At 64.8% G+C, this 25,856-nt stretch carries 25 protein-coding genes; 11 read left to right on the plus strand and 14 right to left on the minus strand.

What is annotated here, in order from left to right:
• Positions 1–53: 53 nt before the first annotated feature.
• Positions 54–512, plus strand: coding sequence for a MarR family winged helix-turn-helix transcriptional regulator (locus M2281_RS02145; protein ID WP_280819445.1), 459 nt, complete (start codon positions 54–56; stop codon positions 510–512).
• Positions 513–536: 24 nt separating this feature from the next.
• Here the strand turns inward: M2281_RS02145 and tdh are convergent, their stop codons facing one another.
• Both tdh and M2281_RS02155 read right to left on the minus strand, forming a co-directional pair.
• Positions 537–1,571, minus strand: a complete 1,035-nt coding sequence (tdh, locus tag M2281_RS02150) for an L-threonine 3-dehydrogenase (RefSeq protein ID WP_280819446.1) — start codon at positions 1,569–1,571, stop codon at positions 537–539.
• A gap of 72 nt (positions 1,572–1,643) precedes the next feature.
• Complete coding sequence (locus M2281_RS02155) at positions 1,644–2,831, minus strand: glycine C-acetyltransferase (RefSeq protein ID WP_280819447.1); 1,188 nt, start codon at positions 2,829–2,831, stop codon at positions 1,644–1,646.
• A 173-nt stretch (positions 2,832–3,004) separates the two neighbouring features.
• Between M2281_RS02155 and M2281_RS02160 the strand changes: the two genes are divergently transcribed.
• Positions 3,005–3,988 carry an isopenicillin N synthase family dioxygenase gene (locus tag M2281_RS02160; RefSeq protein WP_280819448.1) on the plus strand — a complete coding sequence of 328 codons (984 nt, stop codon included), beginning with the start codon at positions 3,005–3,007 and terminating at the stop codon, positions 3,986–3,988.
• A 139-nt stretch (positions 3,989–4,127) separates the two neighbouring features.
• A complete protein-coding gene (locus tag M2281_RS02165) occupies positions 4,128–5,234 on the plus strand; it encodes a mandelate racemase/muconate lactonizing enzyme family protein (RefSeq protein ID WP_280819449.1) in 1,107 nt (368 codons plus the stop codon).
• Between the two features lie 67 nt (positions 5,235–5,301).
• On the opposite strand, the gene M2281_RS02170 is transcribed toward M2281_RS02165, so the two are convergent.
• A complete protein-coding gene (locus M2281_RS02170; protein ID WP_280819450.1) occupies positions 5,302–6,513 on the minus strand; it encodes an acyl-CoA dehydrogenase in 1,212 nt (403 codons plus the stop codon).
• A 246-nt stretch (positions 6,514–6,759) separates the two neighbouring features.
• Between M2281_RS02170 and M2281_RS02175 the strand changes: the two genes are divergently transcribed.
• On the plus strand, positions 6,760–8,844 hold the full coding sequence (locus tag M2281_RS02175; protein ID WP_280819451.1) for a putative bifunctional diguanylate cyclase/phosphodiesterase: 2,085 nt from the start codon (positions 6,760–6,762) through the stop codon (positions 8,842–8,844).
• Here M2281_RS02175 and M2281_RS02180 read toward each other — a convergent pair.
• Positions 8,839–9,702, minus strand: a complete 864-nt coding sequence (locus M2281_RS02180) for a DMT family transporter (RefSeq protein WP_280819452.1) — start codon at positions 9,700–9,702, stop codon at positions 8,839–8,841. The genes M2281_RS02175 and M2281_RS02180 overlap by 6 nt on opposite strands.
• Positions 9,703–9,805: 103 nt before the next feature.
• Here M2281_RS02180 and M2281_RS02185 point away from each other — a divergent pair, with 103 nt between their 5' ends.
• Positions 9,806–11,206 carry a PLP-dependent aminotransferase family protein gene (locus M2281_RS02185; RefSeq protein ID WP_280819454.1) on the plus strand — a complete coding sequence of 467 codons (1,401 nt, stop codon included), beginning with the start codon at positions 9,806–9,808 and terminating at the stop codon, positions 11,204–11,206.
• A 3-nt stretch (positions 11,207–11,209) separates the two neighbouring features.
• Here the strand turns inward: M2281_RS02185 and M2281_RS02190 are convergent, their stop codons facing one another.
• Both M2281_RS02190 and M2281_RS02195 read right to left on the minus strand, forming a co-directional pair.
• Entirely contained in the window at positions 11,210–11,695 is a 486-nt protein-coding gene (locus M2281_RS02190; RefSeq protein ID WP_280819455.1) for a GNAT family N-acetyltransferase, read from the minus strand.
• Positions 11,695–12,129, minus strand: coding sequence for a MarR family winged helix-turn-helix transcriptional regulator (locus M2281_RS02195; RefSeq protein ID WP_280819456.1), 435 nt, complete (start codon positions 12,127–12,129; stop codon positions 11,695–11,697). The genes M2281_RS02190 and M2281_RS02195 overlap by 1 nt, the downstream gene beginning before the upstream one ends.
• Before the next feature lie 84 nt (positions 12,130–12,213).
• Between M2281_RS02195 and M2281_RS02200 the strand changes: the two genes are divergently transcribed.
• The 4 genes from M2281_RS02200 to M2281_RS02215 all read left to right on the plus strand — a co-directional run bounded on the left by M2281_RS02200 (position 12,214) and on the right by M2281_RS02215 (position 16,000).
• Complete coding sequence (locus tag M2281_RS02200; RefSeq protein ID WP_280819457.1) at positions 12,214–12,621, plus strand: hypothetical protein; 408 nt, start codon at positions 12,214–12,216, stop codon at positions 12,619–12,621.
• A 65-nt stretch (positions 12,622–12,686) separates the two neighbouring features.
• Positions 12,687–14,543 carry a DNA mismatch repair endonuclease MutL gene (mutL, locus tag M2281_RS02205; RefSeq protein ID WP_280819458.1) on the plus strand — a complete coding sequence of 619 codons (1,857 nt, stop codon included), beginning with the start codon at positions 12,687–12,689 and terminating at the stop codon, positions 14,541–14,543.
• Between the two features lie 49 nt (positions 14,544–14,592).
• The gene (locus tag M2281_RS02210; protein WP_280819459.1) at positions 14,593–15,702 is read left to right on the plus strand and encodes a glycosyltransferase family 4 protein; all 1,110 of its coding nucleotides are present in this window, start codon (positions 14,593–14,595) and stop codon (positions 15,700–15,702) included.
• A 55-nt stretch (positions 15,703–15,757) separates the two neighbouring features.
• Positions 15,758–16,000 carry a DUF2093 domain-containing protein gene (locus tag M2281_RS02215; RefSeq protein ID WP_280819460.1) on the plus strand — a complete coding sequence of 81 codons (243 nt, stop codon included), beginning with the start codon at positions 15,758–15,760 and terminating at the stop codon, positions 15,998–16,000.
• A gap of 29 nt (positions 16,001–16,029) precedes the next feature.
• On the opposite strand, the gene lpxK is transcribed toward M2281_RS02215, so the two are convergent.
• The 6 genes from lpxK to M2281_RS02245 all read right to left on the minus strand — a co-directional run bounded on the left by lpxK (position 16,030) and on the right by M2281_RS02245 (position 21,631).
• Positions 16,030–17,049: a tetraacyldisaccharide 4'-kinase gene (lpxK, locus tag M2281_RS02220; protein WP_280819461.1), complete on the minus strand. Its 1,020-nt coding sequence runs from the start codon at positions 17,047–17,049 to the stop codon at positions 16,030–16,032.
• Positions 17,050–17,051: 2 nt separating this feature from the next.
• Positions 17,052–18,362, minus strand: coding sequence for a lipid IV(A) 3-deoxy-D-manno-octulosonic acid transferase (gene waaA / locus M2281_RS02225; RefSeq protein ID WP_280819462.1), 1,311 nt, complete (start codon positions 18,360–18,362; stop codon positions 17,052–17,054).
• On the minus strand, positions 18,359–19,150 hold the full coding sequence (locus tag M2281_RS02230) for a lysophospholipid acyltransferase family protein (protein ID WP_280819463.1): 792 nt from the start codon (positions 19,148–19,150) through the stop codon (positions 18,359–18,361). The genes waaA and M2281_RS02230 overlap by 4 nt, the downstream gene beginning before the upstream one ends.
• A complete protein-coding gene (locus tag M2281_RS02235; RefSeq protein WP_280819464.1) occupies positions 19,150–19,404 on the minus strand; it encodes a DUF4170 domain-containing protein in 255 nt (84 codons plus the stop codon). The genes M2281_RS02230 and M2281_RS02235 overlap by 1 nt, the downstream gene beginning before the upstream one ends.
• 78 nt (positions 19,405–19,482) lie before the next feature.
• Positions 19,483–20,265: a 3'(2'),5'-bisphosphate nucleotidase CysQ gene (locus M2281_RS02240; protein WP_280819465.1), complete on the minus strand. Its 783-nt coding sequence runs from the start codon at positions 20,263–20,265 to the stop codon at positions 19,483–19,485.
• Positions 20,266–20,275: 10 nt separating this feature from the next.
• Complete coding sequence (locus M2281_RS02245; RefSeq protein WP_280819466.1) at positions 20,276–21,631, minus strand: TldD/PmbA family protein; 1,356 nt, start codon at positions 21,629–21,631, stop codon at positions 20,276–20,278.
• Between the two features lie 192 nt (positions 21,632–21,823).
• On the opposite strand from M2281_RS02245, the gene M2281_RS02250 reads away from it, so the two are divergent.
• Positions 21,824–22,240 (plus strand): VOC family protein, encoded by a 417-nt coding sequence (locus tag M2281_RS02250; protein ID WP_280821086.1) that lies wholly within the window; start codon positions 21,824–21,826, stop codon positions 22,238–22,240.
• A 34-nt stretch (positions 22,241–22,274) separates the two neighbouring features.
• Positions 22,275–23,657, plus strand: a complete 1,383-nt coding sequence (locus M2281_RS02255; RefSeq protein WP_280819467.1) for an MATE family efflux transporter — start codon at positions 22,275–22,277, stop codon at positions 23,655–23,657.
• Between the two features lies 1 nt (position 23,658).
• Here M2281_RS02255 and M2281_RS02260 read toward each other — a convergent pair whose 3' ends face one another.
• Both M2281_RS02260 and M2281_RS02265 read right to left on the minus strand, forming a co-directional pair.
• Positions 23,659–24,501, minus strand: coding sequence for a patatin-like phospholipase family protein (locus tag M2281_RS02260; RefSeq protein ID WP_280819468.1), 843 nt, complete (start codon positions 24,499–24,501; stop codon positions 23,659–23,661).
• Positions 24,498–25,856 (minus strand): M16 family metallopeptidase, encoded by a 1,359-nt coding sequence (locus M2281_RS02265; RefSeq protein WP_280819469.1) that lies wholly within the window; start codon positions 25,854–25,856, stop codon positions 24,498–24,500. The genes M2281_RS02260 and M2281_RS02265 overlap by 4 nt, the downstream gene beginning before the upstream one ends.

Below are 25,856 nucleotides of genomic sequence, written 5' to 3' on the forward strand. Positions count from 1 at the left end.
ACATCCTCACGGATGAAGGCGCAAATGCCGATCTTGGGATTCGAGATAGCGCAATGGCGAGCGACGACACCCTCCCCCTCGAAGAGTTCCTACCCTATCGGCTGAACAGGCTTGCGGAATCCGTCAGCCGTGAGTTCGCCAAGACCTATCGGGATCGCCATGGCTTGACGCGGCCGGAATGGCGTACCTTCGCCACGCTCGGGCAATATGGCTCGATGACCGCCACGGCCATCGGCGCGCATTCGGCCATGCACAAGACCAAGGTCTCGCGCGCCGTGTCCGCGCTCGAGGAGCGCAAATGGCTGACGCGCAAGCCCGATCCCGCCGACCGGCGCACCGAGCACCTGTCGCTGACGAAAGCCGGCCTTGCCGCCTATCGCGAGATGGTGCCGCTGGCGAAGGCTTTTGAGACGGAGCTGCTCGGCAAACTCGGTGCGAAAGAGCGCGAGGCGCTGCAGAATGGATTGCAAGCGCTGCAATCCATTCTGAATTTCAATCCGTCAGAGGATTAGTTCGGATTTGCGGTGAAGCCTAGCTCACCAATCCATCACCACCTTGCCGGAACTGCCGCTGCGCATCGCGTCAAAACCCTTTTGGAAATCGTCGATGCCGATGCGGTGGGTGATCAGGCCCGACACGTCGAGCGGGCCCTGTACCAGCGCGATCATCTTGTACCAGGTCTCGAACATCTCGCGGCCATAGATGCCCTTGAGATGCAGCATCTTGAAGATGACCTTGTTCCAGTCGATCTCGAAGCCGGTCGGGGCGATGCCCAGAATGGCGATCTTGCCGCCATTGTTCATCGTGTCGATCATGTCGCGGAAGGCGACCGCCGAACCCGACATTTCGAGGCCGACGTCAAAACCTTCGGTCATCCCCTCTTCGCGCATGACGTCGCGCAGGGTTTCCTTCGAAGCATCGACGACGTGATGCACGCCGAGCTTGCGGGCCAGGTCGAGACGCGTCGGGTTGATGTCGGTGATGACGACCTTTCGCGCACCCACGCACTGCGCCACGAGCGCGCCCATGATGCCGATGGGGCCGGCGCCGGTGACCAGCACGTCCTCGCCGACCAAGTCGAAGGAAAGTGCGGTGTGCACGGCATTGCCGAGCGGATCGAAGATCGCCGCGATCTCGTCGGGAATATCGTCTGGGATCGGCACGACATTGTGCTGCGGCAGCACGACATATTCGGCGAAGGAGCCCGGCCGATTGACGCCCACGCCCATCGTGTTGCGGCAGAGATGCCCGCGTCCCGCGCGGCAGTTACGACAATGGCCACAAACGATGTGGCCTTCGCCGGACACGCGCTGGCCAACCTTGTAGTCCTTCACGCCGGGGCCGAAATCGGCCACCTCGCCGACGAATTCATGGCCGGTCACCATCGGCACCGGCACCGTCTTCTGCGCCCATTGATCCCAGTTATATATATGCACATCGGTGCCGCAGATGGCCGACTTGCGCACCTTGATCAGCACGTCGTTCGGGCCGATGTCCGGCACCGGCACCTCTTCCATCCAGATGCCCGGTTCAGCCTTGGCCTTCACCAGCGCGCGCATCATGTTCGACATGATCTTGTTCCTCGAAACCGTTGATCCGGAATCCTTCTTCCGGCGACCTTCAATGTAGTATCGGACTGCCGGTCATTTAATGACGCCGAGCTCCCGCCCGACCACGCCAAACGCCGCAACCGCACGATCGATGTCCGCGGCCGAATGCGCGGCCGACATCTGGGTGCGGATGCGCGCCTTGCCTTTCGGCACGACCGGAAACGAAAAGCCGATGACATAGATGCCATGGTCGAGCAGCTTTTGCGCCATATCCTGCGCCAGTGCCGCGTCGCCCAGCATCACCGGGATGATTGGATGGTCGGCACCGGCGAGCTTGAAGCCGAGCTTCGACATGCCGGCCCGGAACTGCGCGGCATTGGCATAGAGCTTTTCGCGCAGAGCCTCGCCGCCCTCGATCAGTTCCAGCACCTTCAGCGAAGCGCCCGCAATCGCTGGCGCCAGCGTGTTGGAGAACAGATAGGGCCGCGAGCGCTGGCGCAGCCAGTCAACCATCTGCCGCTTGCCCGCGGTGTAGCCACCCGAAGCCCCGCCCAGCGCCTTGCCGAGCGTGCCGGTGAGGATGTCCACCCTGCCCTCGACGCCGCAATATTCGGGCGTGCCGCGCCCATGCTTGCCGACAAAGCCGACGGCATGGCTGTCGTCCACCATCACCATCGCATTGTACTTCTCTGCAAGGTCGCAAATGCCCGGCAGGTTGGCGATGATGCCGTCCATCGAAAACACGCCGTCGGTAGCAATAAGCCGGAAGCGGCAATCCTGCGCCTCCTTCAGCTGCACCTCGAGATCGGCCATGTCGTTATTGGCGTAGCGGAAGCGCTTCGCCTTGGAGAGGCGCACGCCGTCGATGATCGAGGCGTGATTCAGCGCATCTGAGATGATGGCGTCTTCCTCGGAAAGCAGCGTCTCGAACAGGCCCGCATTGGCGTCGAAGCAGGACGAGTAGAGGATCGTATCCTCCATGCCGAGGAAGGACGAAAGCTGGGCCTCCAGTTCCTTGTGCTCTTCCTGCGTGCCGCAGATGAAGCGCACCGACGCCATGCCATAGCCGTAGCGGTCGAGTGCTGCCTTGGCTGCGTCGCGCAGCGCCATGTTGTCGGCCAGGCCGAGGTAATTGTTGGCGCAGAAATTCAGCAGTTCTTGCTCGCCGACCTCGATCTTCGCCGACTGCGGCGAGTTGATAATGCGTTCGGATTTGTAGAGCCCGGCGGATTTCAGCCCGGAAATCTCCGCTTCGAGATGGGAAAGGAATGTTGCGCTCATCGCCGTCTTGTCCCGTTTGAAGTTGGCCGACTGTGGCCGCATGCCTTCCGAAAAGCTACAGGAAATACGACCCGGCGACGTCGATGATCCGTGGGAATTCGTCGCGGGCGACTGGATCGCTTCGCACGGCATCGATAGGATCGCCGCGAATTCAATACCACGTGGAGCATGCAATGGTTGGTGGACAGTTTCCAGTATTCGACCTCGGGAAATTCGAGAAGGCGGACGCGGCCGAACGTGAACGGCTGGGCGCCGAGGTCGACGCGATCTGCCGCTCCACCGGCTTCCTCGCCATCACCAATCACAGCGTGCCGCAGGCGGTGATCGACGCGGTGTGGGGCAAGGCGCATGACTTCTTCGACCTGCCGCCCGAGCAGAAGCAGAAATCCAAGGCGCCCTACAAGGGCTACCCCTATGGCTATCTCGGACCCGAGCTCGAAGCGCTGGCCAAGTCGCGCGATGTCGACAGCCCGCCGGACCTCAAGGAAAGCTTTAACGGCGGCCCGCAGCGTACCCCGAACGGCATGACCGACAAGGACGCGCTGGCCTTCTGCTACGCGCCGACGATCTGGCCCGAGGCGCCGGAAGGTTTTGTCGACGCCTGGAAGGCGTACTACACCTCCCTCGAAGACCTGGCGGCTCGCATCATGCGGCTGTTCGCGGTCGCGCTGAAGCTTCCGGAGGACTATTTCGAGCGCTTCATCGACGCGCCGATCAGCGCCCTGCGTGCCCTTAACTATCCCGAGCAGATTGTGCCGCCCAAGCCCGGCCAGCTGCGCGCCGGCGCGCACACCGACTATGGCAGCCTGACCATCCTGCTGCCGCAGGAAGGCTCGAAGGGCCTGGAGCTCATCACGCCTGACGGCAACTGGACGCCGGTGCCGCCGGTGCCGGGCGCCTTCGTCATCAATATCGGCGACCTGATGGCGCTGTGGACCAACGATCGCTGGGTGTCGACCATGCACCGCGTGGTGAACCCCTCTCCGAAAGACGGCGGCATGGACCGTCGCCAGTCCCTGGCCTTCTTCCACCAGCCGAACTGGGACGCCGAGATCGTCTGCCTCGAGCAGTGCCTCGAGCCCGGCGAAGAGCCGAAGTACCAGCCGGTGCTTTCGGGCCCCTATCTGATGAGCAAGTTCCAGTCGACGACCAAATAAACCAACCAGAAGTCGGGCGCGCAGCTGTCATAAATGCGACGCGCCCGGCTGCCGCTTCCGTCGGCGTAGACGGTTGCGAGGCAGGTTACCGTGGGCGGCCGCTCGAATGCGGCCTCACCCTTGTTCCGGAGCCCGCCGAATGACAATTGCCAGCATAAGCCTCTACCGCCAGTGGCAACCGTTTCGCGACGGCACCTATCGCTGTTCGGGCGGGCGCAGCGCCGAGGGCTTTGACTCCACGATCGTCGAGATCACAACGCGCGACGGCGCGCGCGGCCATGGCGAGATGGCGCCGCTCGGCAGCTTCTATGATCCGGCTTTTGCCAAAGGCGCGCGCGCCGCAATGCGCGAGCTTGCTCCGCAACTGCTAGGCGCCGACGCTTCCGGCATCGAAGCGCTCAACCGCCGTATGGACCTGCTGCTGAAGGGGCACCCTTACGCCAAATGCGCCATCGACATGGCGCTCTGGGATCTCGCGGGCCAGCGCAGCGGGCTTTCCCTTGCCAGCATGACCGGCGGCGCAGAAGGCAAAAGCCTTGCGCTCTACCGGTCGATCGCCCAGCAGGCGCCGGACGCAATGGCCGTCCGCGCGCAAAAATACATCGCTGAAGGCTATCGCCGCCTGCAGGTGAAGGTCGGCCTCGACGTCAACGAGGACATTGCCCGCCTTGAAGCGGTGCGCGCGACCGTGCCCGCCGACACGGTTCTGTTCTGCGACGCCAATGCGAGCTGGGGCACGGCCGAGACGCGCCGCTTCCTGACGGCGACGCGGAACCTCGACTACACGCTGGAACAGCCCTGCGCGAGCTACGAAGAAAACCTTGCCATCCGCCGCGCCTGCGACCGACCGCTGGTGCTCGACGAGACGATCGACAGCGCGGATGTGCTGTTGCGGGCGATTGCTGACGGATTGATCGACGGGATTACCATCAAGCTCGCGCGCGTCGGCGGCCTGACCAAGGCCAAGCTTCTGCGCGACATCGCCATCGCCAAAAATCTCAAGATCACAATCGAAGATACCGGCGGCGCCGAGATCGACACCGCGGCCTATTCCGGCCTGATGCTCTCGACCCCGGAAGGATTGAGGCAGCACACAGTCGATTTCCACAACTGGGTGACCGTTTCGAATGCCGATGCGGATTTTGCGATTGCCGATGGCGAGATGACGCCGCCGTCCGGTCCGGGCCTGGGCGTCCGGGTGAAAACCGAGGCTCTTGGCGCGCCGCTGTTCAGCTGCACGCTCTAGACAGCAAAAGAAAAGGCCGCCGGCGCGATACTGCGCACCGGCGGCCGAATAAGGAGCCCCAAAAGGCTTAGAAGAACGCCTGGATGCCGGTCTGGGCGCGGCCGAGGATCAGCGCGTGCACGTCGTGCGTGCCCTCATAGGTGTTGACCGTCTCCAGGTTCTGCGCGTGGCGCATGACGTGGTAGCCGATTTGGATGCCGTTGCCGCCATGCATGTCGCGCGCCTGGCGGGCGATGTCGAGCGCCTTGCCGCAGTTGTTGCGCTTGACGAGGCTGATCATCTCCGGCGCGAACTGGTGCTCGTCCATCAGCCGGCCGACGCGCAACGAGGCCTGCAGGCCGAGCGCGATCTCGGTCTGCATGTCGGCGAGCTTCTTCTGGTAGAGCTGCGTTGCCGCCAGCGGCTTGCCGAACTGCTTGCGGTCGAGGCCATACTGGCGGGCCCGGTGCCAGCAGTCTTCCGCCGCACCGAGCACGCCCCAGGAAATGCCGTAGCGGGCGCGGTTGAGGCAGCCGAACGGCCCCTTGAGGCCCGACACGTTGGGCAGCAGCGCGTCCTCGCCGACCTCGACGCCGTCCATGACGATCTCGCCGGTGATCGAGGCCCTGAGCGACAGTTTGCCGGCGATCTTCGGCGCCGACAGCCCCTTCATGCCCTTGTCGAGCACGAAGCCGCGGATGGCGTCCTTGCCGTCCTCGCCCTTGAGCTTGGCCCAGACGACGAACACGTCGGCGATCGGCGCGTTCGAGATCCACATCTTGGACCCGGAGATCCGGTAGCCGCTCGCGGTCTTTTCGGCCCGCGTCTTCATGCCGGCCGGGTCGGAGCCGGCGTCCGGCTCGGTCAGGCCGAAGCAGCCGATCCACTCGCCCGAGGCCAGCTTGGGCAGGTATTTCTTGCGCTGGTCCTCCGAGCCGTAGGCGTAGATCGGGTACATGACCAGCGACGACTGTACGCTCATCATCGAGCGGTAGCCGGAATCGACGCGCTCGACCTCGCGCGCGATCAGGCCGTAGGTGACGTAGTTGGCGCCCAGCCCGCCATAGACTTCCGGCACGGTGACGCCGAGCAGCCCCGCCTCGCCCATCTCGCGGAAAATCGCCGGATCGGTCTTCTCGTCGAGATAGGCTTCCTCGATGCGCGGCGCCAGCTTGTCGGCGGCAAACGCGGCGGCCGCGTCGCGGATCATGCGCTCGTCCTCGGTCAGCTGACCGTCGAGCAGGAAGGGATCATCCCAGACGAAGCTGGCGACGGCGCTCGCCTTGTTTTCGATGTTCATGACGTTTTCCAGATTTGTTTGAAGCTTGAAATATCACTCTAGCGCGGATCGTGGCTCAGGGCAAAAGGCTTTTAGCAGTTGCAGCCGGCGAGACTAGAAATTCCGGCGCAAAACTGGCGAAAACCACCCATTTTTGGCCAAAACCCGGCCGCAAGGGCCTTTCTGGGGCGGTTCGTTGGGCACACGTTAACTGTTTGGTTGCATTCTTGGTTGTGGGAAGACGAGGTCCAGGGGGACGGACGAAACATGTCACAAGAGGCCGATTCCGGTTCGGACAAGCTCTTGCTGCTCATCAAGCGCGCCTATTGGGCCGCTCTTGCCATCATCGTGGTGATGGCAATGTCCTCGTTCCTGCTGCTGCAGCAGATCAACACTGCCCAGCAGCGCGACCAGAACCTGCTCGACGTCATCACCAAGCAGAAGATGCTGTCGCAGAAGCTGGTGTCGCTTGCCAGGACCGTCATTTCGATACCGCGCGACCAGCAGCCCCCTCTCGTCGCCGAACTGCGCGTCGTGAATACCAAGTTCGAACGCAACTACGACGACCTGCTGAAACAGGTGGGAAACGAACCCAATCTGCTGAAGCGTTTTGATCAGACGACGCTCGAAAACGTCCTCTACGGCGACCCCTTCCATCTCGACTATTTCTCGACCGGTCTCGTCGCCGGCAGCTGGCGCTTCATTGCCGCCTTCGAGTCGCAACTGGGCATCGGCAACTCTATCCATGGCTACAAGGGAGGCAGCGACCGTATTCGCCTCGACGAGTCGCTGGCGAACGCCGCGCTGGCGGGCTACTCGGCGCTCGGCGAAAGGCTGAGCGCCCAGGCAAATCGGAGGGTGACGGAGCTTCTCGACCGCCACCGGATGCTGTTCTACGCCATCATCGGCGCGGTGTTGCTGGTTGCGCTGTTCATCTTCCGCCCCATGTCGAAGATGATCCTGCGCCGGACGCATCAGTTGGTCGAGGCCCGCAACTCGATGGCCTTCATCGCCGCGCATGACGGGCTGACCGGCCTGCATAACCGCGCCTTCCTGATGGACCACTTCGAAAACCTGATCGCCAACGCCAGGCGGCGAAACGAGAATCTGGCCGTCGTCCAGCTAGACCTCGACCGCTTCAAGCAGATCAACGACACGCTCGGCCACGCCGCCGGCGACCGCGTGCTGATCAGTTCGGCGCAGCGCATGCGCAATGCCTGCCGCGCTTCGGACCTTTGCGTGAGACTTGGCGGCGACGAGTTCGTCATCGTGCTCAGCGGTGCGGGAACCATCAACGATGTCGACCAGGTGGTGAGACGTATTCTCGAGCGGCTGAGCCAGCCGATCGTCCTCCACGGGGCAACCATCGTTCCGGGCGCCAGCGCCGGCATTGCCATCTATCCGCTCGACGCCGACAACGCCGAAGACCTGCTTGTGCACGCCGACCTCGCCCTCTATTCGGCCAAGAAGGCGGGCAATTCGGGCTACGCCTTCTTCTGCGAAGATCTGCGCAACGAGCTCGAGCACCGCAAGCAGCTCGAGAACGACATCAAGCTCGCCATCGCCGACGAGACCTTCAGCGTCTACTTCCAGCCACAGATTTCGCTGAGCAGCGGCCGCACGGTGGGCGTGGAGGCGTTGGTGCGCTGGCGGCATCCGGAGCGCGGCATGGTTTCGCCGGGCGAGTTCATTCCCGTCGCCGAAAAATGCGGCCTGATGGCCGCCATTGGCCGCATCATCATCACCAAGGCGATCAGGGAGGCCGCCGCCTGGCACCGCGCGGGCATCGAGTTCGGCCGGCTTGCCGTGAATGCCTCAGGCACCGAACTGCGCGAGCCGAATTTCGAGCAGTTTCTCTTCGAGACGCTCGAACAGGAAGGTTTGCCGATCGAGAAGATGTCGCTGGAAATCGTGGAGTCTGTCATCCTCGATGACGAAAAGAGCGGCATCGCCGCCAAGCTGCGCAACATTCGCGCGGCCGGCATCCACCTTGAGCTCGACGACTTCGGCACCGGCTATGCTTCGCTCACCCATGTCAGCCCCAACGAGATTGATCGCGTGAAGATCGACCGCCGTTTCGTGCAGAACATCGATGCCGACGGCCACAACGCCAAGATCGTGCGCGCCATCACCGACCTCGCAAACGGGATGGGTATCGCAGTCGTAGCGGAAGGCGCCGAAACGCAAAGCGAGCTGGACACGTTGCTCGCCATCGGCTGCGACCAGGTGCAGGGCTATTCCATCGCCTTCCCCATGCCCGACCATGAGGCGCGCGACTGGCTCGTCACCTACAGCGCAAAGCGCTCCGGGCAGGACCGCCCCCTGGCGGAAAGCGAAGCGGCCGACCTATGAAGCGAAGCGCTTGGCGCCTGCCACGCACATCACGACGGCGGCGCTGACGACGAGCATCGACCAACCGATGGTTTCGTGCAGCAGGGTCGCGGCCAGCAGCAAGCCGAAGAAGGGCTGCAGAAGCTGCAACTGCCCCACCCCCGCAATGCCGCCGAGTGCTAGCCCGCGATACCAGAAGACGAAGCCGATCAGCATGCTGAACAGCGACACATAGCCGAGCCCAAGCCACGCATCGCGGCCAACATCGGCAAACGAGGCAGGCATGGTGTAGAGCATCAGCGCCCCCATCACCGGTAGCGACACGACGAGCGCCCAGGAAATCACCTGCCAGCCGCCGAGCTTGCGCGACAGTTTTGCCCCTTCGGCATAGCCCAGGCCGCAGACCACGATCGCCGCCAGCATCAGAAGATCGCCCACCGGCGAGGCGGCAATGCCCTGCGTCAGCGCAAAGCCCGCGACGAGCGCACTGCCCAGCCCCGAAAACAGCCAGAAGGCCGGCTTCGGCCGCTCGCCGCCGCGCAGCACGCCAAAGATCGCGGTCGCCAGCGGCAACAGGCCGATGAAAACGATGGAATGGGCTGAGGTGACATATTGCAGCGCCAGCGCGGTCAGCAGCGGAAAGCCGACGACCACGCCCAGCGCCACCACCACGAGCGACACGAGATCCTCGCGCGACGGCCGCTTTTCGCGGAAAGCCACCAAAAGGCAAAGCGCTAGTAGCGCGGCGATCGTGGCGCGCGCGACCGTGAGGAACACGGGATCGAAATCCGCAACCGCCACGCGCGTGGCCGGCAGCGAGCCACTGAAGATCAGCACGCCGAGAAACCCGTTGATCCAACCGCTCGCCGACTTGTCCATGCCACGCTCCTGTTTGAACGCGGTATCGATCTTGCCGGCTGGCGCTGCCAGAGACAGTGCGGTACAGGTTTGTCAAACTGTATTGCTCACGGAACCAGTACGGATGACTTTGCAGCAACGCGTCGAAGACGAAACCGGCACACTGGTCGAGCAGGTGATGCAGGCGATCCGCCATCGCATCGCCACTCGCACCTTGGCGCCGGGCGCAAAACTCCCCTCCATCCGCGGCTTTGCCGAAACCATGCAGGTTTCGAAATCGACGGTAGTGGAAGCCTATGACCGGCTTGCCGCCGAAGGCCTGATCCGCTCGCGGCGCGGCGCAGGCTTCTATGTCGCCGGCCATTTGCCGCCGCTTTCGCTGGCCGAGATAGGGCCGCGCCTCGACCGTGAGGTCGACCCTCTCTGGGTGTCGCGACAGTCTCTGGAAGCAGGCGACACGATGCTCAAGCCCGGCTGCGGCTGGCTGCCCCGGGAATGGATGCCCGACGAAGCGATCCGGCGGGCGCTTCGCACGCTGGCGCGTTCGGAACAGGTCGACCTCACCGATTACAGCCCGCCGCTCGGGCTGAAGCCCATGCGCCAGCTCCTGTCGCGCCGCATGGCCGAGCATGGCATCGAGGCGGAGCCGCGCCAGATCATGCTGACGGAATCGGGGTCCCAGGCCATCGACCTGCTCTGCCGCTTCCTGCTCGAACCCGGCGACACCGTGCTGGTCGACGACCCATGCTACTTCAACTTCCACGCCATGCTGCGGGCGCACCGCGCCAGGGTGATCGGCGTTCCCTACACGCCGACGGGGCCCGACCTCGAAGCCTTCGCCCAGGCGCTCGCGGAGCATCGGCCGCGCCTCTACATCACCAATTCCGGCCTGCACAATCCGACCGGCGCGACCCTGTCACCGTTGACCGCACACCGCCTGCTGAAGCTCGCCGAACAGCATGGCCTGACCATCATCGAGGACGACATCTTCGCCGATTTCGAGCCCGAACCGGCGCCGCGGCTTGCCGCCTTCGACGGGCTTGAGCGCGTCATCCATATCGGCAGCTTTTCCAAGACTCTGTCGGCAGCGGTGCGCTGCGGCTTCGTCGCCGCGCGGCCGGACTGGATCGAGGGACTGATCGATCTCAAGCTCGCCACTTCCTTCGGCGGTGGGCATTTTTCGGCCGAGCTGGTGCACGCCCTCTTGAAGGACGGCAGCTATCGCAAGCATGTCGAAGCCTTGCGCGAGCGGCTGGCCCGCGCAATGAGCGAGGTCGGCCCGCGCTTGAAGAAGCTCGGCCTAACGCCCTGGATCGAGCCGCGCGCCGGCATGTTCCTCTGGTGCAGCCTGCCGGATGGTATGGAGGCGGCTACCATCGCGCGGCGCGCGCTGGCCGAAAATGTCGTGCTGGCGCCCGGCAACGCCTTCAGCCTGTCTCAATCGGCCAATGGCTTCCTGCGCTTCAACGTGGCGCAGTCGCTCGATCCGCGCGTCTTTTCGGTGCTCGAACGGGCGATGGGCTGAGGCTCACAGGACCAGTCGATATTCCCGCTCCAGCCTGCCAGAACGCGGGTGGATTTTGCCCTCGCCGTGCACTCGCCAGTCCATGCGCTCATAGAGCCTGACCGCCGAAGGATTGTCGGCGTAGACGGAAAGCCTCGCCTGCACAAAGCCGCGCAGTTTCAGCTCCCGCGCGACGCCCTCCAGCAAGAAACCACCCACGCCACGTCTCCACCAGGCGGTCGCGACGCCGAGATAGTGGATTTCCGCTTCGCGGTCTTTCGCCTCGTCTACGGGCGCGATGGCGGCAAATGCGGCAACTACCTCGCCCGCGAGCACGACCGGCAGAAACGCACGTGATGAACCGTCGAGGACACGCTGGATGATCGGTCGCGCAAGTTCGAGCGGCGCCACGTCCGCATCGCGATCCCGCCTGGCCGTCGCCTCAGCCCAGATCCCGGCCGCCGCATCGACATGCGTGGCGGTGCCGTCGATCAGTCGAAACTGCGACATCACCCTTCCTCTCCGACATTGCCGCGAAGGCGAGCCAGCGCCCGGTCGAGCATCGCAATCTCCTGTTCGTCAAAGCCGTCGCGCAGGCGCCTGTCGAAGGCAATGGCCGCCTCGCGCAACTGCAGGAATTTTTCTTCGCCGGCAGGCGTCAGCTCCACCTGATGCGTTCGCCGGTTGGCTGGGTCCCGGCGGCGCACCAGAAGTCCCGCGGCTTCCAGCCCGTTCAGATGATGGGTCAGCGTTGCGCCCTGGACGCCGATCGCAGCCGCCAGTTCGCGCTGGCTGGCGCTCTTGCGCATTTTCACGGTCAGCAGCGTCAGCCACACCGGCAGGCTGCCGCCGGCACGGCCGAGCTCATCATCGAAGGCGCGACCGACAAGACGGGCGGTGCGATTGAGCGAAAGGCCGATGGGCGGGTGGCGAGGTGGCGTCATGAACCGACAATAGCACGATATAGATTGACATCGAATAATTAGATTTCTAACGCTTAAGAGCAGAAAGCTGCAAGGGAGAATAGCATGCAGTATGTCTACATCGTCACCATTGCCCTTCACGTGATCACCGGCGTCTATTGGGCCGGCAGCACGATCACGCTCGCCCGCGCACCGGAAATCCAGGCCGAAAAGTTCTTCTCCTCGCAGATGGGCGCCGCGGTCGTCGCCATGCTCACCGGCCTGCTCTTGTGGCACTTCTTCCATGAGCCCAATTTCGGCCCGATGGAGCAGGTGCTCGCCGTCGGCGCGCTTGCAGCTGTCGCCGCGGCCGGCGTGCAAGGCGCATTCGTCGGATCGGCGCGCCGCAAGCTTGTCGGCGCGAGCCAGAGCGAGCAGGCATCGCTGCGCGCAAGAATGTCGAAGGGCGAACGCATCGCAGCGGCTCTGCTGGTGATCACCGTCATCTGCATGGCGATCGCGCGGATGGTCTGACGATTGCGGATCGCAAATCGTCGAATGGCTTTTCCGCCGGCCTCGAATCCGGGTAATATGGCGGCATGCCGATCCGTCAGTTAACCGATACGATGATCAACCAGATCGCTGCCGGCGAGGTCATCGAACGTCCGGCAAGCGTGGTCAAGGAACTGGTCGAGAACGCTCTCGATGCAGGCGCCGGCCGCGTGGAGGTCGCCACAGCTGGCGGCGGCCTGAACCTCATCCGTGTCAGCGACGACGGCTCGGGCATTCCGGAGCCTGAGCTGGAGCTCGCCGTCTCGCGCCACTGCACGTCGAAGCTGAGCGACGACATCCATGACATCCGCTCGCTCGGCTTCCGCGGCGAGGCGCTGCCCTCGATCGGCTCCGTCTCGCGGCTCACCATCCGCTCGCGCACGGCAAAAGCCGATGCGGCCGCCGAGATTTCCATCGAGGGTGGCAACGTCTCCTCGGTGCGGCCGGCAGCAGCCAATCGCGGCACCTCGGTGGAGGTGCGCGACCTGTTCTTCGCCACGCCCGCGCGGCTGAAATTCATGAAGGGCGAGCGCGCCGAGGCCACGGCAATCGGCGACGTGGTCAAGCGCATCGCCATCGCCTTCCCTCAGGTACGCTTCTCCCTCTCCGGCCCTGACCGCAGCACGATGGAACTGCCGGCTACCGACGACACGCCCGAAGGCCGCCTTGCCCGGGTCGCCCAGGTCATGGGCAAGGAATTTCCGCAAAACTCCATTGCGATTGACGCCATGCGCGAGGACGTGAGCCTCGCCGGCCACGTCTCGATCCCGTCCTATTCGCGCGCCAACGCGCTGCAGCAATATGCCTATGTCAACGGCCGACCGGTGCGCGACAAGCTGATCGCCTCGGCCATCCGCGGCGCTTATGCCGACGTCTTGCCGCGCGATCGCCACGCCGTCACCGTACTGTTCCTGACGCTCGATCCCGCAACGGTCGACGTCAATGTGCATCCGGCCAAGGCCGACGTGCGCTTCCGCGATCCCGGGCTGGTGCGCGGGCTGATCGTCGGCGCCGTCCGCGAAGCGCTCGCCAAGGCGGGGCTGCGCTCGGCGACGTCCGGCGCTTCGGCCATGATGAGCGCCTTCCGCCCCGGCGCGGCCAGCTATGGCCATCCCGGCCCGGCCAATGGGCATCGCAGCTTCAATCCCGGCTTCCGGGCCGCGAGCGGTGCCGGCTTCGACGCCGCGCGCTCGCCCCATCGGCCGCTGGAGCCTACGGGAGCCGGCTTTGCGGAAGCCGTGCAGGCAAGCTTCGACACCGGCCCCTCGACCGCCAGCGTCGATGCCCGCGCCGGCCAGGCGGAAATTTCCGAGGCGCTGCTCCAGATGCAGCTCGGCGCCGCGCGCGCCCAGGTGCATCAGAACTACATCGTCGCCCAGACGGCGGATTCGCTCGTCATCGTCGACCAGCACGCCGCGCATGAGCGGCTGGTCTACGAGGCGCTGAAGAACGCGATCCATTCACGCCCCTTGCCCGCGCAGATGCTACTTTTGCCCGAGATCGTCGACCTGCCGGAAGACGATGCCACGCGCCTTGCCGTGCACGCCGAGACGCTGCGCCAGTTCGGCCTCGGCATCGAGCGCTTCGGCCCCGGTGCGATCGCGGTGCGCGAGACGCCGGCGATGCTCGGCGAGACCGACGTGGCGCAGCTCGTGCGCGACCTTGCCGACGAGATCGCCGACAACGACACCACCGAGACGCTGAAGGCCCGGCTCGACAAGATCGCTGCCACCATGGCCTGCCACGGCTCGGTGCGCTCGGGCCGACGGCTGCTGCCAGAGGAGATGAACGCACTCTTGCGGCAGATGGAGGCCACGCCCGGCTCGGGCACCTGCAACCACGGCCGCCCCACCTATATCGAGCTCAAGCTCGCCGATATCGAGCGCCTGTTCGGGCGCCGGTGAGGATCAACTCCGTCACGCGGCTGTCATCGAAACGTGATGAAAGCCGCCCATGCAGAGCGAAACGGCCGGAGAGTCGGCCAACCACCTTTCCGGACCTCATGAGGCGGTGTGTGAGCCGGCTCAGCGAATCCTGATCGTTACCGACGCCTGGCATCCGCAAATCAACGGCGTGGTGCGCACGCTGGAGCGGCTTTCGGAAGAGCTGGAAGCCAAGGGCTGTGTGGTCGAGATGCTCACCCCGCAGGGTTCTCGCAGCATTCCCCTGCCCTCCTATGCCGACATCCGGCTGGCGCTGGTCACGCCGTGGCATATCGCGAGGTGCATCCGCAGTGCCCGGCCCGATCATATCCACATCGCCACCGAAGGCCCGCTCGGCATGCTCGCGCGCCGCTTCTGCCTGCGGAACGGCCTGTCCTTCACCACCAGCTACCACACCCGGTTCCCGGAATATCTCAGCGCCCGTGCGCCGGTTCCCGAGCGCTGGAGCTACGCCTGGCTGCGGCGCTTCCACAATGCCGGCAGCGGCACGCTGGTGGCGACGCCCTCGCTGGCGGCAGAGCTTGCCGAACGCGGTTTCCTGCATGTGAAGCCGTGGACGCGCGGCGTGGACACGAAGCACTACCGGCCGGACCGGCCGCAGGTGCTCGACCTGCCGCGACCGATTTTCCTGTCGGTCGGCCGCGTTGCGGTGGAAAAGAACCTGCCCGCCTTCCTCGATCTCGACCTGCCCGGCAGCAAGCTGGTGGTCGGCGACGGCCCGGATCTCGAACGACTGCGCACCGTCTATCCGAACGTCTCCTTCGTAGGCGCCAAGACCGGCGAGGAACTCGCCGACATCTATGCCAGTGCCGACGTCTTCGTCTTCCCGAGCCGCACCGACACGTTCGGTATCGTGCTTCTGGAAGCGCTGGCGAGCGGCGTTCCGGTTGCCGCCTATCCCGTCACCGGCCCTATCGACGTGCTTGGCGATGGCGAAGGCGGTGCACTGTCGGAGGACTTGCAGAAGGCGGCGCTCGAAGCTGTCGGCATTTCCCGGGAGGCGGCGCGTGCCAAGGCGCTACGCTACAGCTGGGCGGCCTGCGCCGATATCTTCCTCGAACATGCGCGCGCGGCCCATTGCGGCAATAAGCCGGGCAACGAGATTAAGCCTTTCGCTTGACCTTGCCGGCGATTTGTGGCGGAACAATCCTGCAACACAGGCATTGAGCACGACCATGATGAACCGTTTCGAGGGCCCCGGCGCCCGGGAAGCCCGCATCCGCTATCTCGACGGCGACTTTCAGGTCACCAGCCCGGGAGCATTCGTGCGCTGCGTCGTCACCGGCGAGTCGATTCCGCTCGATGAGCTGAAGTACTGGAGCGTCGCGCGCCAGGAGCCCTATGTCAGCGCCAGCGTCTCGCTGCAGCGCGAACTCGAGGCCAATCCCGAACTACGGGTACGGCGCGCTTCCAAATAAGCGACCAGCCGCGGGGGCTTCCCCCGCGCTTAGCTTGCCCGCCTGCGGCGCCAGATTTCCAGCGTTTCCTGGATGATCAGCCGCGGCGCGTGGTTTAGCTCGAACACCGCGTCGATCTCCAGAACGCCCATCCGATCGAGGAAAGCCTGCGGCGCGCCATGGCGCAGGCGCACGGCATCCTTGGCGGTCGTCACCAGTTCGAGACCGCCGGCTCGCGCCGCGGCCAACAGTTCGTTGAATTCGTCTTCCTCATAGACATGGTGGTCGCCGAAGGAACGCGTCATATCCACCATGCCGCCGGCCCGCCGCAGCGTGTCGTAGAACTTTTCCGGATGGCCGATGCCGGCAAAGGCCAGGAAGCGGCGTCCGGCAAAGGCCAGCTCGTTTCGCGGCCGCGCGGCGGCCTCATAGACTGCCTTGCCGGCGCGCGAGGCCTTGCGCACGATGGCGTCGGCGGCGGTGCCCTCGCCCATTTTCAGCACCGCATCGGCAAAACGCAGTTGCGAGACCAGCGGCGCGCGCAGCGGCCCTCCGGGAATGACATGGCCGTTGCCGACGCCGTAGCGCGCGTCGACCACCAGCAGCGCATAGTCGATATGGATATGCGCGCTCTGGAAGCCGTCGTCCATGATCAGGAAATCGCACCCCTGCTCCACCAAAAGCTTGGCGCCGGCGGCGCGGCTCGGCGTGACCGCCACCGGCGCATGCTCGGCAAGCAGCAACGGCTCGTCGCCGACATATTTGGCAGTGTCGTGATGCGTATCCACGATATGCGGCTGCCCGAAGCTGCCGCCATGGCCGCGCGAGAGGAAACCGGGCGAAAGCCCCATGCGCTTGGCCTCATCGGCCAGCGCGATGGCCACCGGCGTCTTGCCCGAGCCGCCGACCGTGAAATTGCCGACGCACAGCACCGGCAGGTCGAACCGCTCGCGCTTGGCCGTCACCATGCGGCGGCCGGCCACCACCCCGTAAAGGGCGGAAAAAGGCGACAGCGTATAGGCGCGCCAATCCGGCTTTTTCCACCAGAAGGGCGGCGCCTCGCTCGCCATGCCTATTGCGCCCCCTTGAGGCGCGACTTGACGATCAGGGGCTGGATGAACGGGTCGAGCGCCTTCAGCGTAATGGCCAGCGCGCCGCGCATCTCTTCCACCGTCGCCATCCCGGCGGCGATCATCTTGCGCCGGATGGTCTCGTTGAGGAGCAGGAAGTTCACCGCACCGGCCAGCATGTCGCCGTCGCGCACCAGCTTGGCGCCGCCGCGATCGATCAGCCTCTGATAGCTGTCGCGGAAATTCTGCACGTTGCGCCCAGCCAGCACCGCCGTCTGCAGCATTGCGGGCTCCAGCGGGTTCTGTCCGCCCTCCCCGACCAGCGAGCGGCCGACAAAGGCGATTTCGGTCAGGCGAAGATAGAGGCCCATCTCGCCGATCGTATCGCCGAGAAGGATATCGACGTCGGACGTGATCCGGTCGCCCGTGCTGCGCCGGGCGACATTGAGGCCCTGCGCCGCAAACTCTTCGGCCAACGCGGTGGCGCGCTCTGGATGACGCGGCACTATGATGGTCAGCAGGCCCGGATGGCGCCCGCGCACCCGCATATGCACTTCCGCCGCGATCGTCTCCTCGCCCTCATGGGTCGAGACGGCCGCCCAGGTCGGGCGCCAGCCGATCTGCCGCTGCAGCATGTAAAGCTCGCGTTCGTCGGCGGGCGGCGGAGGTGTATCGACCTTGAGATTGCCGGAAACCGTCACCGGCCGGGCGCCGAGGGCGGCAAAGCGTTCGCCGTCGAGCTCGGACTGCGCCACGACATGCGCAAGGTTCTCGAAAAGCGCCTCGGCCAGGAACGCGCGCTTCTTCCAGGACTGGAAAGACCGATCCGACAGGCGCCCATTGACCAGAACCTGCGGCACACGGCGATTGCCGAGTTCGATGATAGTCATCGGCCAGATCTCGGATTCGGCGATGATGGCGAGGTCCGGCTGCCAGTGATCGAGAAAACGGCTGACCGCGGGCTTGAGGTCGAGCGGCACATATTGGTGGATGATGCGATGACCGAAGCGTTCATCGGCCACTTTCGCCGACGTCACAGTGCCTGTCGTCAGCACCACGTTGATGCCGTAGTCAAGAATGCATTCGATCAACGGCCCAACGGCCAGGGTCTCGCCGACGCTCGCGGCGTGGAACCAGATCAGCGGCCCCTCCGGACGCGCAAAACCCGCACGGCCATAGCGTTCACGGCGGCGCACGGGGTCTTCCTTGCCCTTGTGGGAGCGCCAGGCGACATAGGTGCCGATCACGGGATAGGCAAGCGACCCCGCCAGGCTATAGGTCGAAAGAAATGCGCGCGCCCAACGTTCGCTCATGAGCGGCCACCATCCGTGGCCCGGTAGGCCTGCTCGGTCGCGCGGTTCAGCGAGGCGGTCAGTTCCCGGCGCTTCTGTTCCATGAGGTCATTGTCGGCATCAGCCGGCACGAACACCGGCTCGCCCAGCATGGCGGCGCTGCGGCCGAAAGGCAGGTTGATTGTGGTCTTGTCCCAGGTGCGTTCCAGCACCTTGCGCCGGCTGGTGGTGACCGCCAGCGGCACCACGGGCCGGCCGGAGAGGCGCGCCAGGGTAATGATGCCGAGCCCGGCCTCACGCGGCGTGCCGTGCGGGATGTCGGCGATCATGGCAACGTTCTTGCCGTCGTCGAGCGCCCTTTTCAGCGTGATCAGGGCGCGTGCACCGCCCTTTTCCAGATGCCGCGTGTCCTCGCGCCCGCCCGAGCCGCGCACGGCCTCAAAGCCGAGCTTCTCGAGCGCCAGCGCGTTCAGTTCCGCGTCCGCGCTGCGCGAAACCATGGCGAGCATCTTCTCGCCCCTGGGCAGAAGGCAGGGCGCAAGCAGGTGCTGGCCGTGCCAGAGCGCGATGATGGCCGGCGACAGTTCCTGATAAGCCACCGTGAGGTTGGACGAATCCTTGGACAGAAGATTGGTGAAGCGCACGAAGCGCAGCGCATAGGCCAGGAAGCTCGCAATCGTACCCTTGGCGAAGCGGGACTGCGCCAAAGGCTTGCGGATCTTGCGCCAAAAATTCTTCACGACGCCGCTGCTACGCCCCTTCCGGGCCACCGCGCGGGCGACCGGCGGCGCCACTGTCTTATTGTCCATCAGTTCTGACCGGATGCCTTATTGGTCTCCGGATTGAGCAACCGGTGCAGATGAACCACAAAATATCGCATATGCGCGTTGTCGACGCTTGCCTGAGCCTTCGCCTTCCAGGCAGCTTCGGCCGACTTGTAGTCAGGGAAGATGCCGACGATGTCGAGCGCATCGAGGTCGCGGAATTCGGTCGAGCCGAGCGACTTCAGCTCGCCGCCGAATACCAGGTGCAACAGCTGTTTTTTTCCGTCTTCCTCGGTCATGGGAATTCCTGAATCGTGTTGGCAAAGTTGCCACTACCTAGAGCAAAAACGCTCGTTTTGAAACCTTTTCCGCAGCTTTCAGCGCTCCGCGGCGGCAATCAGTCCGGAGATGGCGGCAAGGAGGTCGCCGCTGCCGGCTACGAGGGTGCCATGTGACGTGACGGCACCCCCATAGGAAGGAGGCGTGCCGTTTGCGTCGAGAATGAGGCCGCCGGCTTCCCGCAGGATTAGATCGGCGGCGGCGATGTCCCAGTCATGGGCGTTGGGCTTGACGAAAGTGGCATCCAGCCTGCCCTCGGCGATCAGCGCCAGGCGATAGGCAAGTGAAGGAATGTGCGGCACGCGGCGGATGCGCTCGCGCCATTCCTCCGGCAGTGCGTCGAAGAAAGGCTTCGGACCGCCCATCTCGAGTTCCACGCCTGGCCTGCGAACGCCGATCGCAATACCGTTCTTGCGGGCGCCTTTGCCGGGCATCGCCTCGAAGATCTCGCCGCGCGCAGGGCAATCGAGGACGGCCGCGATGGAGCGGCCTTCTTCCACCACCGCAAGGCTCACGCACCAGCTGTTGGACCCCTCGAGGAAGCCGCGCGTGCCATCGATGGGGTCGACCACGAAGGTGCGGCGCGCCGAAAGCCGGGCTTCGCTGTCGGCGGTTTCCTCAGACAGCCAGCCATAGTCGGGCCGCGCCGCCGTTAGCGTCTCGCGCAGGAAGGTGTCGACCGCATAGTCGGCCTCGCTGACCGGCGACTGGCCGCTCTTCATCCAGACTTCAGGGTTCTGCCTGAAATAGCGCATGGCAATAGCGCCTGCCTTGCGCGCGGCATCGAGCAACAGCGCAAGGTCCTCAGCGTGGTCCGCCATGCCGGATGTCTCAGCTGCCGGCAAGCGTCATCCCTTCGATGAGCAAGGTGGGAGCGGCCGTGCCGAAGTTGCGATCGAGGTCGTTGGCCGGGGTCATGTTCAGGAACATGTCTTTCAGGTTGGAGGCGATCGTCACCTCCGACACCGGATAGGCGAGCTCGCCATTCTCGATCCAGAAGCCCGAAGCGCCGCGGCTATATTCGCCGGTCACCATGTTGACGCCCTGGCCGAAGACTTCCGTGACGTAGAAGCCGCTCTTGAGCGAGCGGATCAGGTCTTCCGGCGCGCGGTCGCCCGGTTCGATCGAAAGGTTGGTCGAGCTCGGCGTTACCGAGGAGCCGCTGCGAACGCCGCGGCCGTTGGTTTTCAAGCCGAGTTCCTTCGCCGCCGAGACCGACAGGAACCAGTGGTTCAGCACGCCCCTGTCGACCATCACCAGCTTGTCGCCCTCGATGCCTTCGCCGTCGAAGGGGCGCGACGCGGGCCCGCGCACGCGCAGCGGCTCGTCGATGACGGTGATGGCAGCGGCCGCCACCTGCTTGCCCATCATGTCGCGCAGGAAGCTGGTCTTGCGCGCGACCGAAGCGCCGTTGATGGCGCCGGCCAGATGGCCCGCAATGCCGCGCGCCACGCGCGGATCGAACACCACATTGACCGGCCCGGTCTTGGCCTTGCGCGGATTGAGCCGACGCACGGCGCGTTCGCCGGCATTGCGGCCGATGGTTTCGGGCGAATCCAGATCGGCGAAATGCAGGCGCGAGGAAAAGTCGTAGTCGCGCTCCATGCCCGTGCCCTCGCCCGCGATCACGCTGGTCGAGATCGAAAAGCGCGTTCCGGCATACTGGCCGACAAAGCCGTGCGAGGTGGCGAGCACCAGCCCGCCCATGCCGGCGCTGGCACCGCTGCCGCCCGAATTGGTGACGCCGGCTATCGCGAGCGCGGCCTCTTCGGCCGCCAGCGCATCCGCCTTCAGCCGCTCGGCCGAGACGGTCGTATCGTCCATCAGGTCGAGGTCGCGGATGGCCTTAGCGAGAAGCGCGGCATCCGCCAGCCCCTGGTAGGGGTCTTCGGGCGAAACCTTCGCCATGGCGACGGCGCGCTCGGCAAGAGCTGCGGGGTCGGATGCGGCCGTCGCCGAAACGCTGGCAACGCGCTGGCCGATGAAGACGCGCAGCGACACGTCCTCGCTCTCGGAAGACTCGGTGCCTTCCACCTTGCCGAGCCGCACCGAAACGCTGGTCGAACGGCCGCGCACGGCCACGGCGTCGGCGGCGTCGGCTCCTGCCTTCTTCGCCGCCTCGACGAGCGCGGCAACGCGGTCGGTCAGCTTGGCGGCGTCTCTTGCGGCTTCGGAAGTGGCATTCATGTGGATTTTCCCAGGAATGGTTGCGTGGTTCGCTCCGTTCGGCGCGGCCGCCACCTGAACCATCTATTGTTCCGACCCCGCTTGTGCAATGGGTTGGGCTGAAGACTCATCGCAGCATTGTGGCGAAAAATCATGGCCACAATCGCGCCAGGATACGCGATCATCGTCCCGCCGCACCAAGGAACCGACAGCATGACGCCCTTTCACCTCGCCTTCCCCGTTCGCGACCTGGAAAAGACCCGTGCGTTCTACCGCGACGTGCTCGGCTGCGCGATCGGGCGATCGTCCGACACCTGGGTGGATTTCGACCTGTTCGGTCACCAGATGTCGGCGCATCTGCGGCCCGACGCCGCCGCGGCCGCAAATGACGGCCAGGTCGGCGGCAAGCTGGTGCCGATCCCGCATTTCGGCGTCGCGCTTTTGATGGACGACTGGCAGGCGCTTGCCGACCGCCTGGAAGCACGCGACGACGTCGACTGGCTGGAGCGGCCGATGATCCGCTTTGTCGGCGAACCCGGCGAACAGGCGACCCTGTTCATTCGCGACCCTTCCGGCAACGCGCTCGAATTCAAGGGGTTCAGGTCGCTCGAACAGGTGTTCGCGCACTAAGTTTCAACTGCCCCACGTTTCTGAAAGACAGTTCATGAGCCAGAAGCATCCCGGCCAGATGGCAAAATTCGTCACCGGCTCGACCATGCGCCATGTGCTGGTGATGACGGCGACCGGCTCGATCGGCCTGATCGCGATCTTCATCGTCGACGGGCTCAACCTGTTCTACATCTCGCTGCTCGGCATCGAGGAACTGACGGCTGCGGTCGGCTTTGCCTCGACGCTTCTATTCTTCACGCTGTCCATCGCCATCGGCTTCACCATCGCCTGCGGCGCGCTGGTTTCGCGCGCGCTCGGCAGGGGCAGCCGCGAGGAGGCAGCACAGATGGGCGGTGCCGCCATGGTCTTCATGGGCGTAAGCAGCCTGCTGATCAGCCTGGCCGTGTGGCCGTTCCTGCGCGATCTCAACGTGATGCTCGGCGCCACCGGCCAGACGCTGGAACTGTCGACGCGCTTCCTGCAGATCGTGCTGTTCTCGACGCCGATCATGGCGCTCGGCATGTGCACGACGGGCATATTGCGCGGAACGGGCGATGCCAAGCGGGCCATGTATGTGACCCTCGGCAGCGGCCTGGCTGCCGCGGTTTTCGACCCGCTGTTCATCTTCGGCTTTGGGCTTGGCCTCGAAGGCGCGGCGATCTCAACTGTCGTGTCGCGCTTCGTCATGCTCGCCATCGGCATCCACGGCGCGCATGTCGCACATCGCCTGATCCACCGGCCTGACTGGCAGCGACTGAAACAGGCGGCTCGCCCATTCTTCGCCATCGGCTTGCCGGCGGTGCTGACGCAGGTCGCGACACCGGTCGGCAACGCCTATGTCACGGCCGAAATCGCCGCCTTCGGCGACCAGGCGGTGGCCGGCTGGGCGATCATCGGCCGCATCGTGCCCGTGGCCTTCGGTGTCATCTTCGCGCTGTCGGGCGCGGTCGGTCCGATCCTGGGCCAGAATTTCGGCGCTCATAAATATGAGCGCCTGCTGACGACCATGCGCGACAGCCTTGTCCTCACGATCGTCTATGTGCTTGCGGTGTGGGCATTGCTCGCGATCTTCGCTCAACCGATCGCCGACATTTTCCGCGCGCAGGGCCTGTCGCGCGATCTTATCGTGTTCTTCTGCGTGTTTGCGGCCGGCAGCTTCCTGTTCAACGGCGCGATCTTCGTGTCGAGCGCGGCCTTCAACAATCTCGGCTACCCGACCTACTCCACCGTCTTCAACTGGGGCCGCTCGACGCTGGGCGTCATTCCCTTCGTTTGGGCCGGCGCCCATTACTATGGCGCCAAGGGCGTCATCGCCGGCTGGGGGCTGGGCGCGGTGGTGTTCGGCGTTGTGTCGGTGCTGGTCTGCTTCCGCGTGGTGCGGGTGCTGGCAAGCGAATCCACGCCGTCCGAAGCCGAAGAGGCGCCGACAGCAACTTAGCTCAAGCGTGTTGCAGGCGCTTCGTCAGGGCAAGATCGACGGCGCGCTTCAACTGATCCTTGATGGCGACGGTCTCGCCCATCACGGCATCGATCTTCATGAAATCGAGCATCCGGAAACGGGAAACCGGCGGGCGCAGCATGATGTCGGGCCGGGTGTGCAGCAGCTTGCAGGCTGTGATGGACTGCATCATCAGCTGGGTGGCGCCGAACATCAGGTCGATCGACTTGGGGCTCTTGCGGCCGCGGCCATTGGACGGCGCACCGACGACATCGATTGCGATCACGATATCGGCGTCGCCGGTGACCAGATCGAACGGCACGGGATTGTAGATCCCGCCGTCGATAAGCAGCCGGCCATCGCGCTTGACGGGGCTGAACAAGGCGGGAATGGCCGCCGATGCTGCCAGCGCCGAGTTCAGTTCGCCCTCGCCGAGGACGGCGAGCTTGTGGCCGTAGAAATCGGTCGCGGCCACGCGCAGCGGAATCTTCAGTTCTTCGAACGTGGCCGGAATTTGCGGCGGCAGGAAAGCCTTCAGTATGCGCTCGATGCTGAACTGGCTGACCCGGAGGCCGACTTCCATCATCTCCGAGAAGGTTCCGGGCCGCGCCTGCCAGACACGGGCAGCGACTTCGGATCGCCGCCCGAGAATGGAGCGCGCATAGTCGTGGATTTCCTTGCCGGACATGCCGGAGGCCATCCCCGCCCCCATGATCGCGCCGATGGACGAGCCGGCAATCGACACAGGCCGAATGCCGAGCTCGTCCAGAGCCTCGATGACGTGGATATGCGCGAGGCCGCGGGCGCCTCCGCCGCCGAAAGCGACGGCGAAGGTCGGGCTCACCCCTTGCTCCCCATGCTGGCGGCGGTAGCCATGGGCGTACCGACGATGAGGACCGACGGCTTGACGCTCAAGAGCTTGCGAGCAGCCGCCTTGACGTCGTCCACCGTCACCGCGTTGATCAGTTCAGCGCGGCGCTGCATGTAGTCGATGCCCAGCTTCTCAACCTGCAGGTCCACGAGCGTGCTTGCAATGGAGGTCGACGAGTCGAGGTTGTTGATCGCGTAGGAGCCGACCAGATACTTCTTCGCATCAGCCAGTTCGGCCTCTTCGGGGCCGTTCTTGGCCATTTTGTCGACCACGTCGTGGATGACGTCGAGCGTCTCGCCGGCCTTGTCGACGCGCGTCGAGGTGCTGATCATCAGCCCGCTGGAATGGGCCTGGTTCATCAGCGACGACGAGATGCCGTAGGTCAAGCCACGCTTCTCACGCACCTCATCGAACAGGCGCGAGCTGAAGGTGCCGCCGCCGAGGATGTGGTTCATCAGCACGGCGCCGAAGAAGTTCGGATCATCGCGCGAAACGCCCGGATAGGCGAAGGTGATGCTCGTCTGCGGCAACGGATAGTCGACGTGAAGCTCCTGGCCGAGCTTGGCCTGCACATCCGGAACCGACTGCAGGGCAGGCTTCTCCGGCAGGTTGCCGAACAGCTTGTTGAGATCGGTCTTCAGCGTCGCGGGATCGATCGCACCCACGACGGCGACCTTCAGCTTCTGACGGGCGAAGATCGCCTTGTGGAGGGCGCGCAGATCGTCGGCCTTCATCGATGCAAGCGACTCCTCGGTGCCCTCGCTGTGCCGGGCATAGGGGTGGTCGCCGTAGAGCGCATTCGCCCACTTGACCTGGGCAGCAGCCTCCGGATCGTGCGCGGCGGCAAGGATGCCCGAAACCATCTGGGCGCGAATGCGCTCGAGCGGCTCCTTGTCGAAACGCGGCTCGTTGATAGCCATGCGCAGGAGCTCGAACGAGTCGGCCTTCTGGTCCGCAAGCGTGCGCATCGAGCCGGAGATCGAGTCGCGGCCGGCGCTGAACTGCATCTCGGCACCCGCGTCGTCGAGGCGCGACTGGAAAGCCTCGCTGTCGAGCTTGCCGGCGCCCTCGTCGAGCATCCCGGTCATCAGGGTGGTGAGACCGTCCTTGCCGTTCGGGTCCTGGGTGGTGCCGCCCTCGAAGGAGAAGCGGATGGAGATGATGGGCGCCGAGTAGTCCTCGACCAGCCAAGCGGAGACACCGCTCGACGACTTCACCTCCTGGATCTTCATTTCGGCTCGCGCCGGGAGCGCGAACAAGAGCAGCGAGGTCGCCACGGCAGTGGCGGCCGCCACCGTCCGGGCGCGCATGTTCAAATTCATTGTCAT

The sequence above is a fragment of the Pseudaminobacter soli (ex Li et al. 2025) genome, from assembly GCF_029892515.1.
Taxonomy (GTDB): domain Bacteria; phylum Pseudomonadota; class Alphaproteobacteria; order Rhizobiales; family Rhizobiaceae; genus Pseudaminobacter; species Pseudaminobacter soli_A.

What these genes read in the sequence shown, in the direction of transcription:
- M2281_RS02145 (WP_280819445.1), top strand. Translation starts at nt 54, where the DNA reads ATGGCGAGCGACGACACCCTCCCCCTCGAAGAGTTCCTACCCTATCGG.
- tdh (WP_280819446.1), bottom strand. Translation starts at nt 1,571, where the DNA reads ATGTCGAACATGATGCGCGCGCTGGTGAAGGCCAAGGCTGAACCGGGC.
- M2281_RS02155 (WP_280819447.1), bottom strand. Translation starts at nt 2,831, where the DNA reads ATGAGCGCAACATTCCTTTCCCATCTCGAAGCGGAGATTTCCGGGCTG.
- M2281_RS02160 (WP_280819448.1), top strand. Translation starts at nt 3,005, where the DNA reads ATGGTTGGTGGACAGTTTCCAGTATTCGACCTCGGGAAATTCGAGAAG.
- M2281_RS02165 (WP_280819449.1), top strand. Translation starts at nt 4,128, where the DNA reads ATGACAATTGCCAGCATAAGCCTCTACCGCCAGTGGCAACCGTTTCGC.
- M2281_RS02170 (WP_280819450.1), bottom strand. Translation starts at nt 6,513, where the DNA reads ATGAACATCGAAAACAAGGCGAGCGCCGTCGCCAGCTTCGTCTGGGAT.
- M2281_RS02175 (WP_280819451.1), top strand. Translation starts at nt 6,760, where the DNA reads ATGTCACAAGAGGCCGATTCCGGTTCGGACAAGCTCTTGCTGCTCATC.
- M2281_RS02180 (WP_280819452.1), bottom strand. Translation starts at nt 9,702, where the DNA reads ATGGACAAGTCGGCGAGCGGTTGGATCAACGGGTTTCTCGGCGTGCTG.
- M2281_RS02185 (WP_280819454.1), top strand. Translation starts at nt 9,806, where the DNA reads ATGACTTTGCAGCAACGCGTCGAAGACGAAACCGGCACACTGGTCGAG.
- M2281_RS02190 (WP_280819455.1), bottom strand. Translation starts at nt 11,695, where the DNA reads ATGTCGCAGTTTCGACTGATCGACGGCACCGCCACGCATGTCGATGCG.
- M2281_RS02195 (WP_280819456.1), bottom strand. Translation starts at nt 12,129, where the DNA reads ATGACGCCACCTCGCCACCCGCCCATCGGCCTTTCGCTCAATCGCACC.
- M2281_RS02200 (WP_280819457.1), top strand. Translation starts at nt 12,214, where the DNA reads ATGCAGTATGTCTACATCGTCACCATTGCCCTTCACGTGATCACCGGC.
- mutL (WP_280819458.1), top strand. Translation starts at nt 12,687, where the DNA reads ATGCCGATCCGTCAGTTAACCGATACGATGATCAACCAGATCGCTGCC.
- M2281_RS02210 (WP_280819459.1), top strand. Translation starts at nt 14,593, where the DNA reads ATGCAGAGCGAAACGGCCGGAGAGTCGGCCAACCACCTTTCCGGACCT.
- M2281_RS02215 (WP_280819460.1), top strand. Translation starts at nt 15,758, where the DNA reads ATGATGAACCGTTTCGAGGGCCCCGGCGCCCGGGAAGCCCGCATCCGC.
- lpxK (WP_280819461.1), bottom strand. Translation starts at nt 17,049, where the DNA reads ATGGCGAGCGAGGCGCCGCCCTTCTGGTGGAAAAAGCCGGATTGGCGC.
- waaA (WP_280819462.1), bottom strand. Translation starts at nt 18,362, where the DNA reads ATGAGCGAACGTTGGGCGCGCGCATTTCTTTCGACCTATAGCCTGGCG.
- M2281_RS02230 (WP_280819463.1), bottom strand. Translation starts at nt 19,150, where the DNA reads ATGGACAATAAGACAGTGGCGCCGCCGGTCGCCCGCGCGGTGGCCCGG.
- M2281_RS02235 (WP_280819464.1), bottom strand. Translation starts at nt 19,404, where the DNA reads ATGACCGAGGAAGACGGAAAAAAACAGCTGTTGCACCTGGTATTCGGC.
- M2281_RS02240 (WP_280819465.1), bottom strand. Translation starts at nt 20,265, where the DNA reads ATGGCGGACCACGCTGAGGACCTTGCGCTGTTGCTCGATGCCGCGCGC.
- M2281_RS02245 (WP_280819466.1), bottom strand. Translation starts at nt 21,631, where the DNA reads ATGAATGCCACTTCCGAAGCCGCAAGAGACGCCGCCAAGCTGACCGAC.
- M2281_RS02250 (WP_280821086.1), top strand. Translation starts at nt 21,824, where the DNA reads ATGACGCCCTTTCACCTCGCCTTCCCCGTTCGCGACCTGGAAAAGACC.
- M2281_RS02255 (WP_280819467.1), top strand. Translation starts at nt 22,275, where the DNA reads ATGAGCCAGAAGCATCCCGGCCAGATGGCAAAATTCGTCACCGGCTCG.
- M2281_RS02265 (WP_280819469.1), bottom strand. Translation starts at nt 25,856, where the DNA reads ATGACAATGAATTTGAACATGCGCGCCCGGACGGTGGCGGCCGCCACT.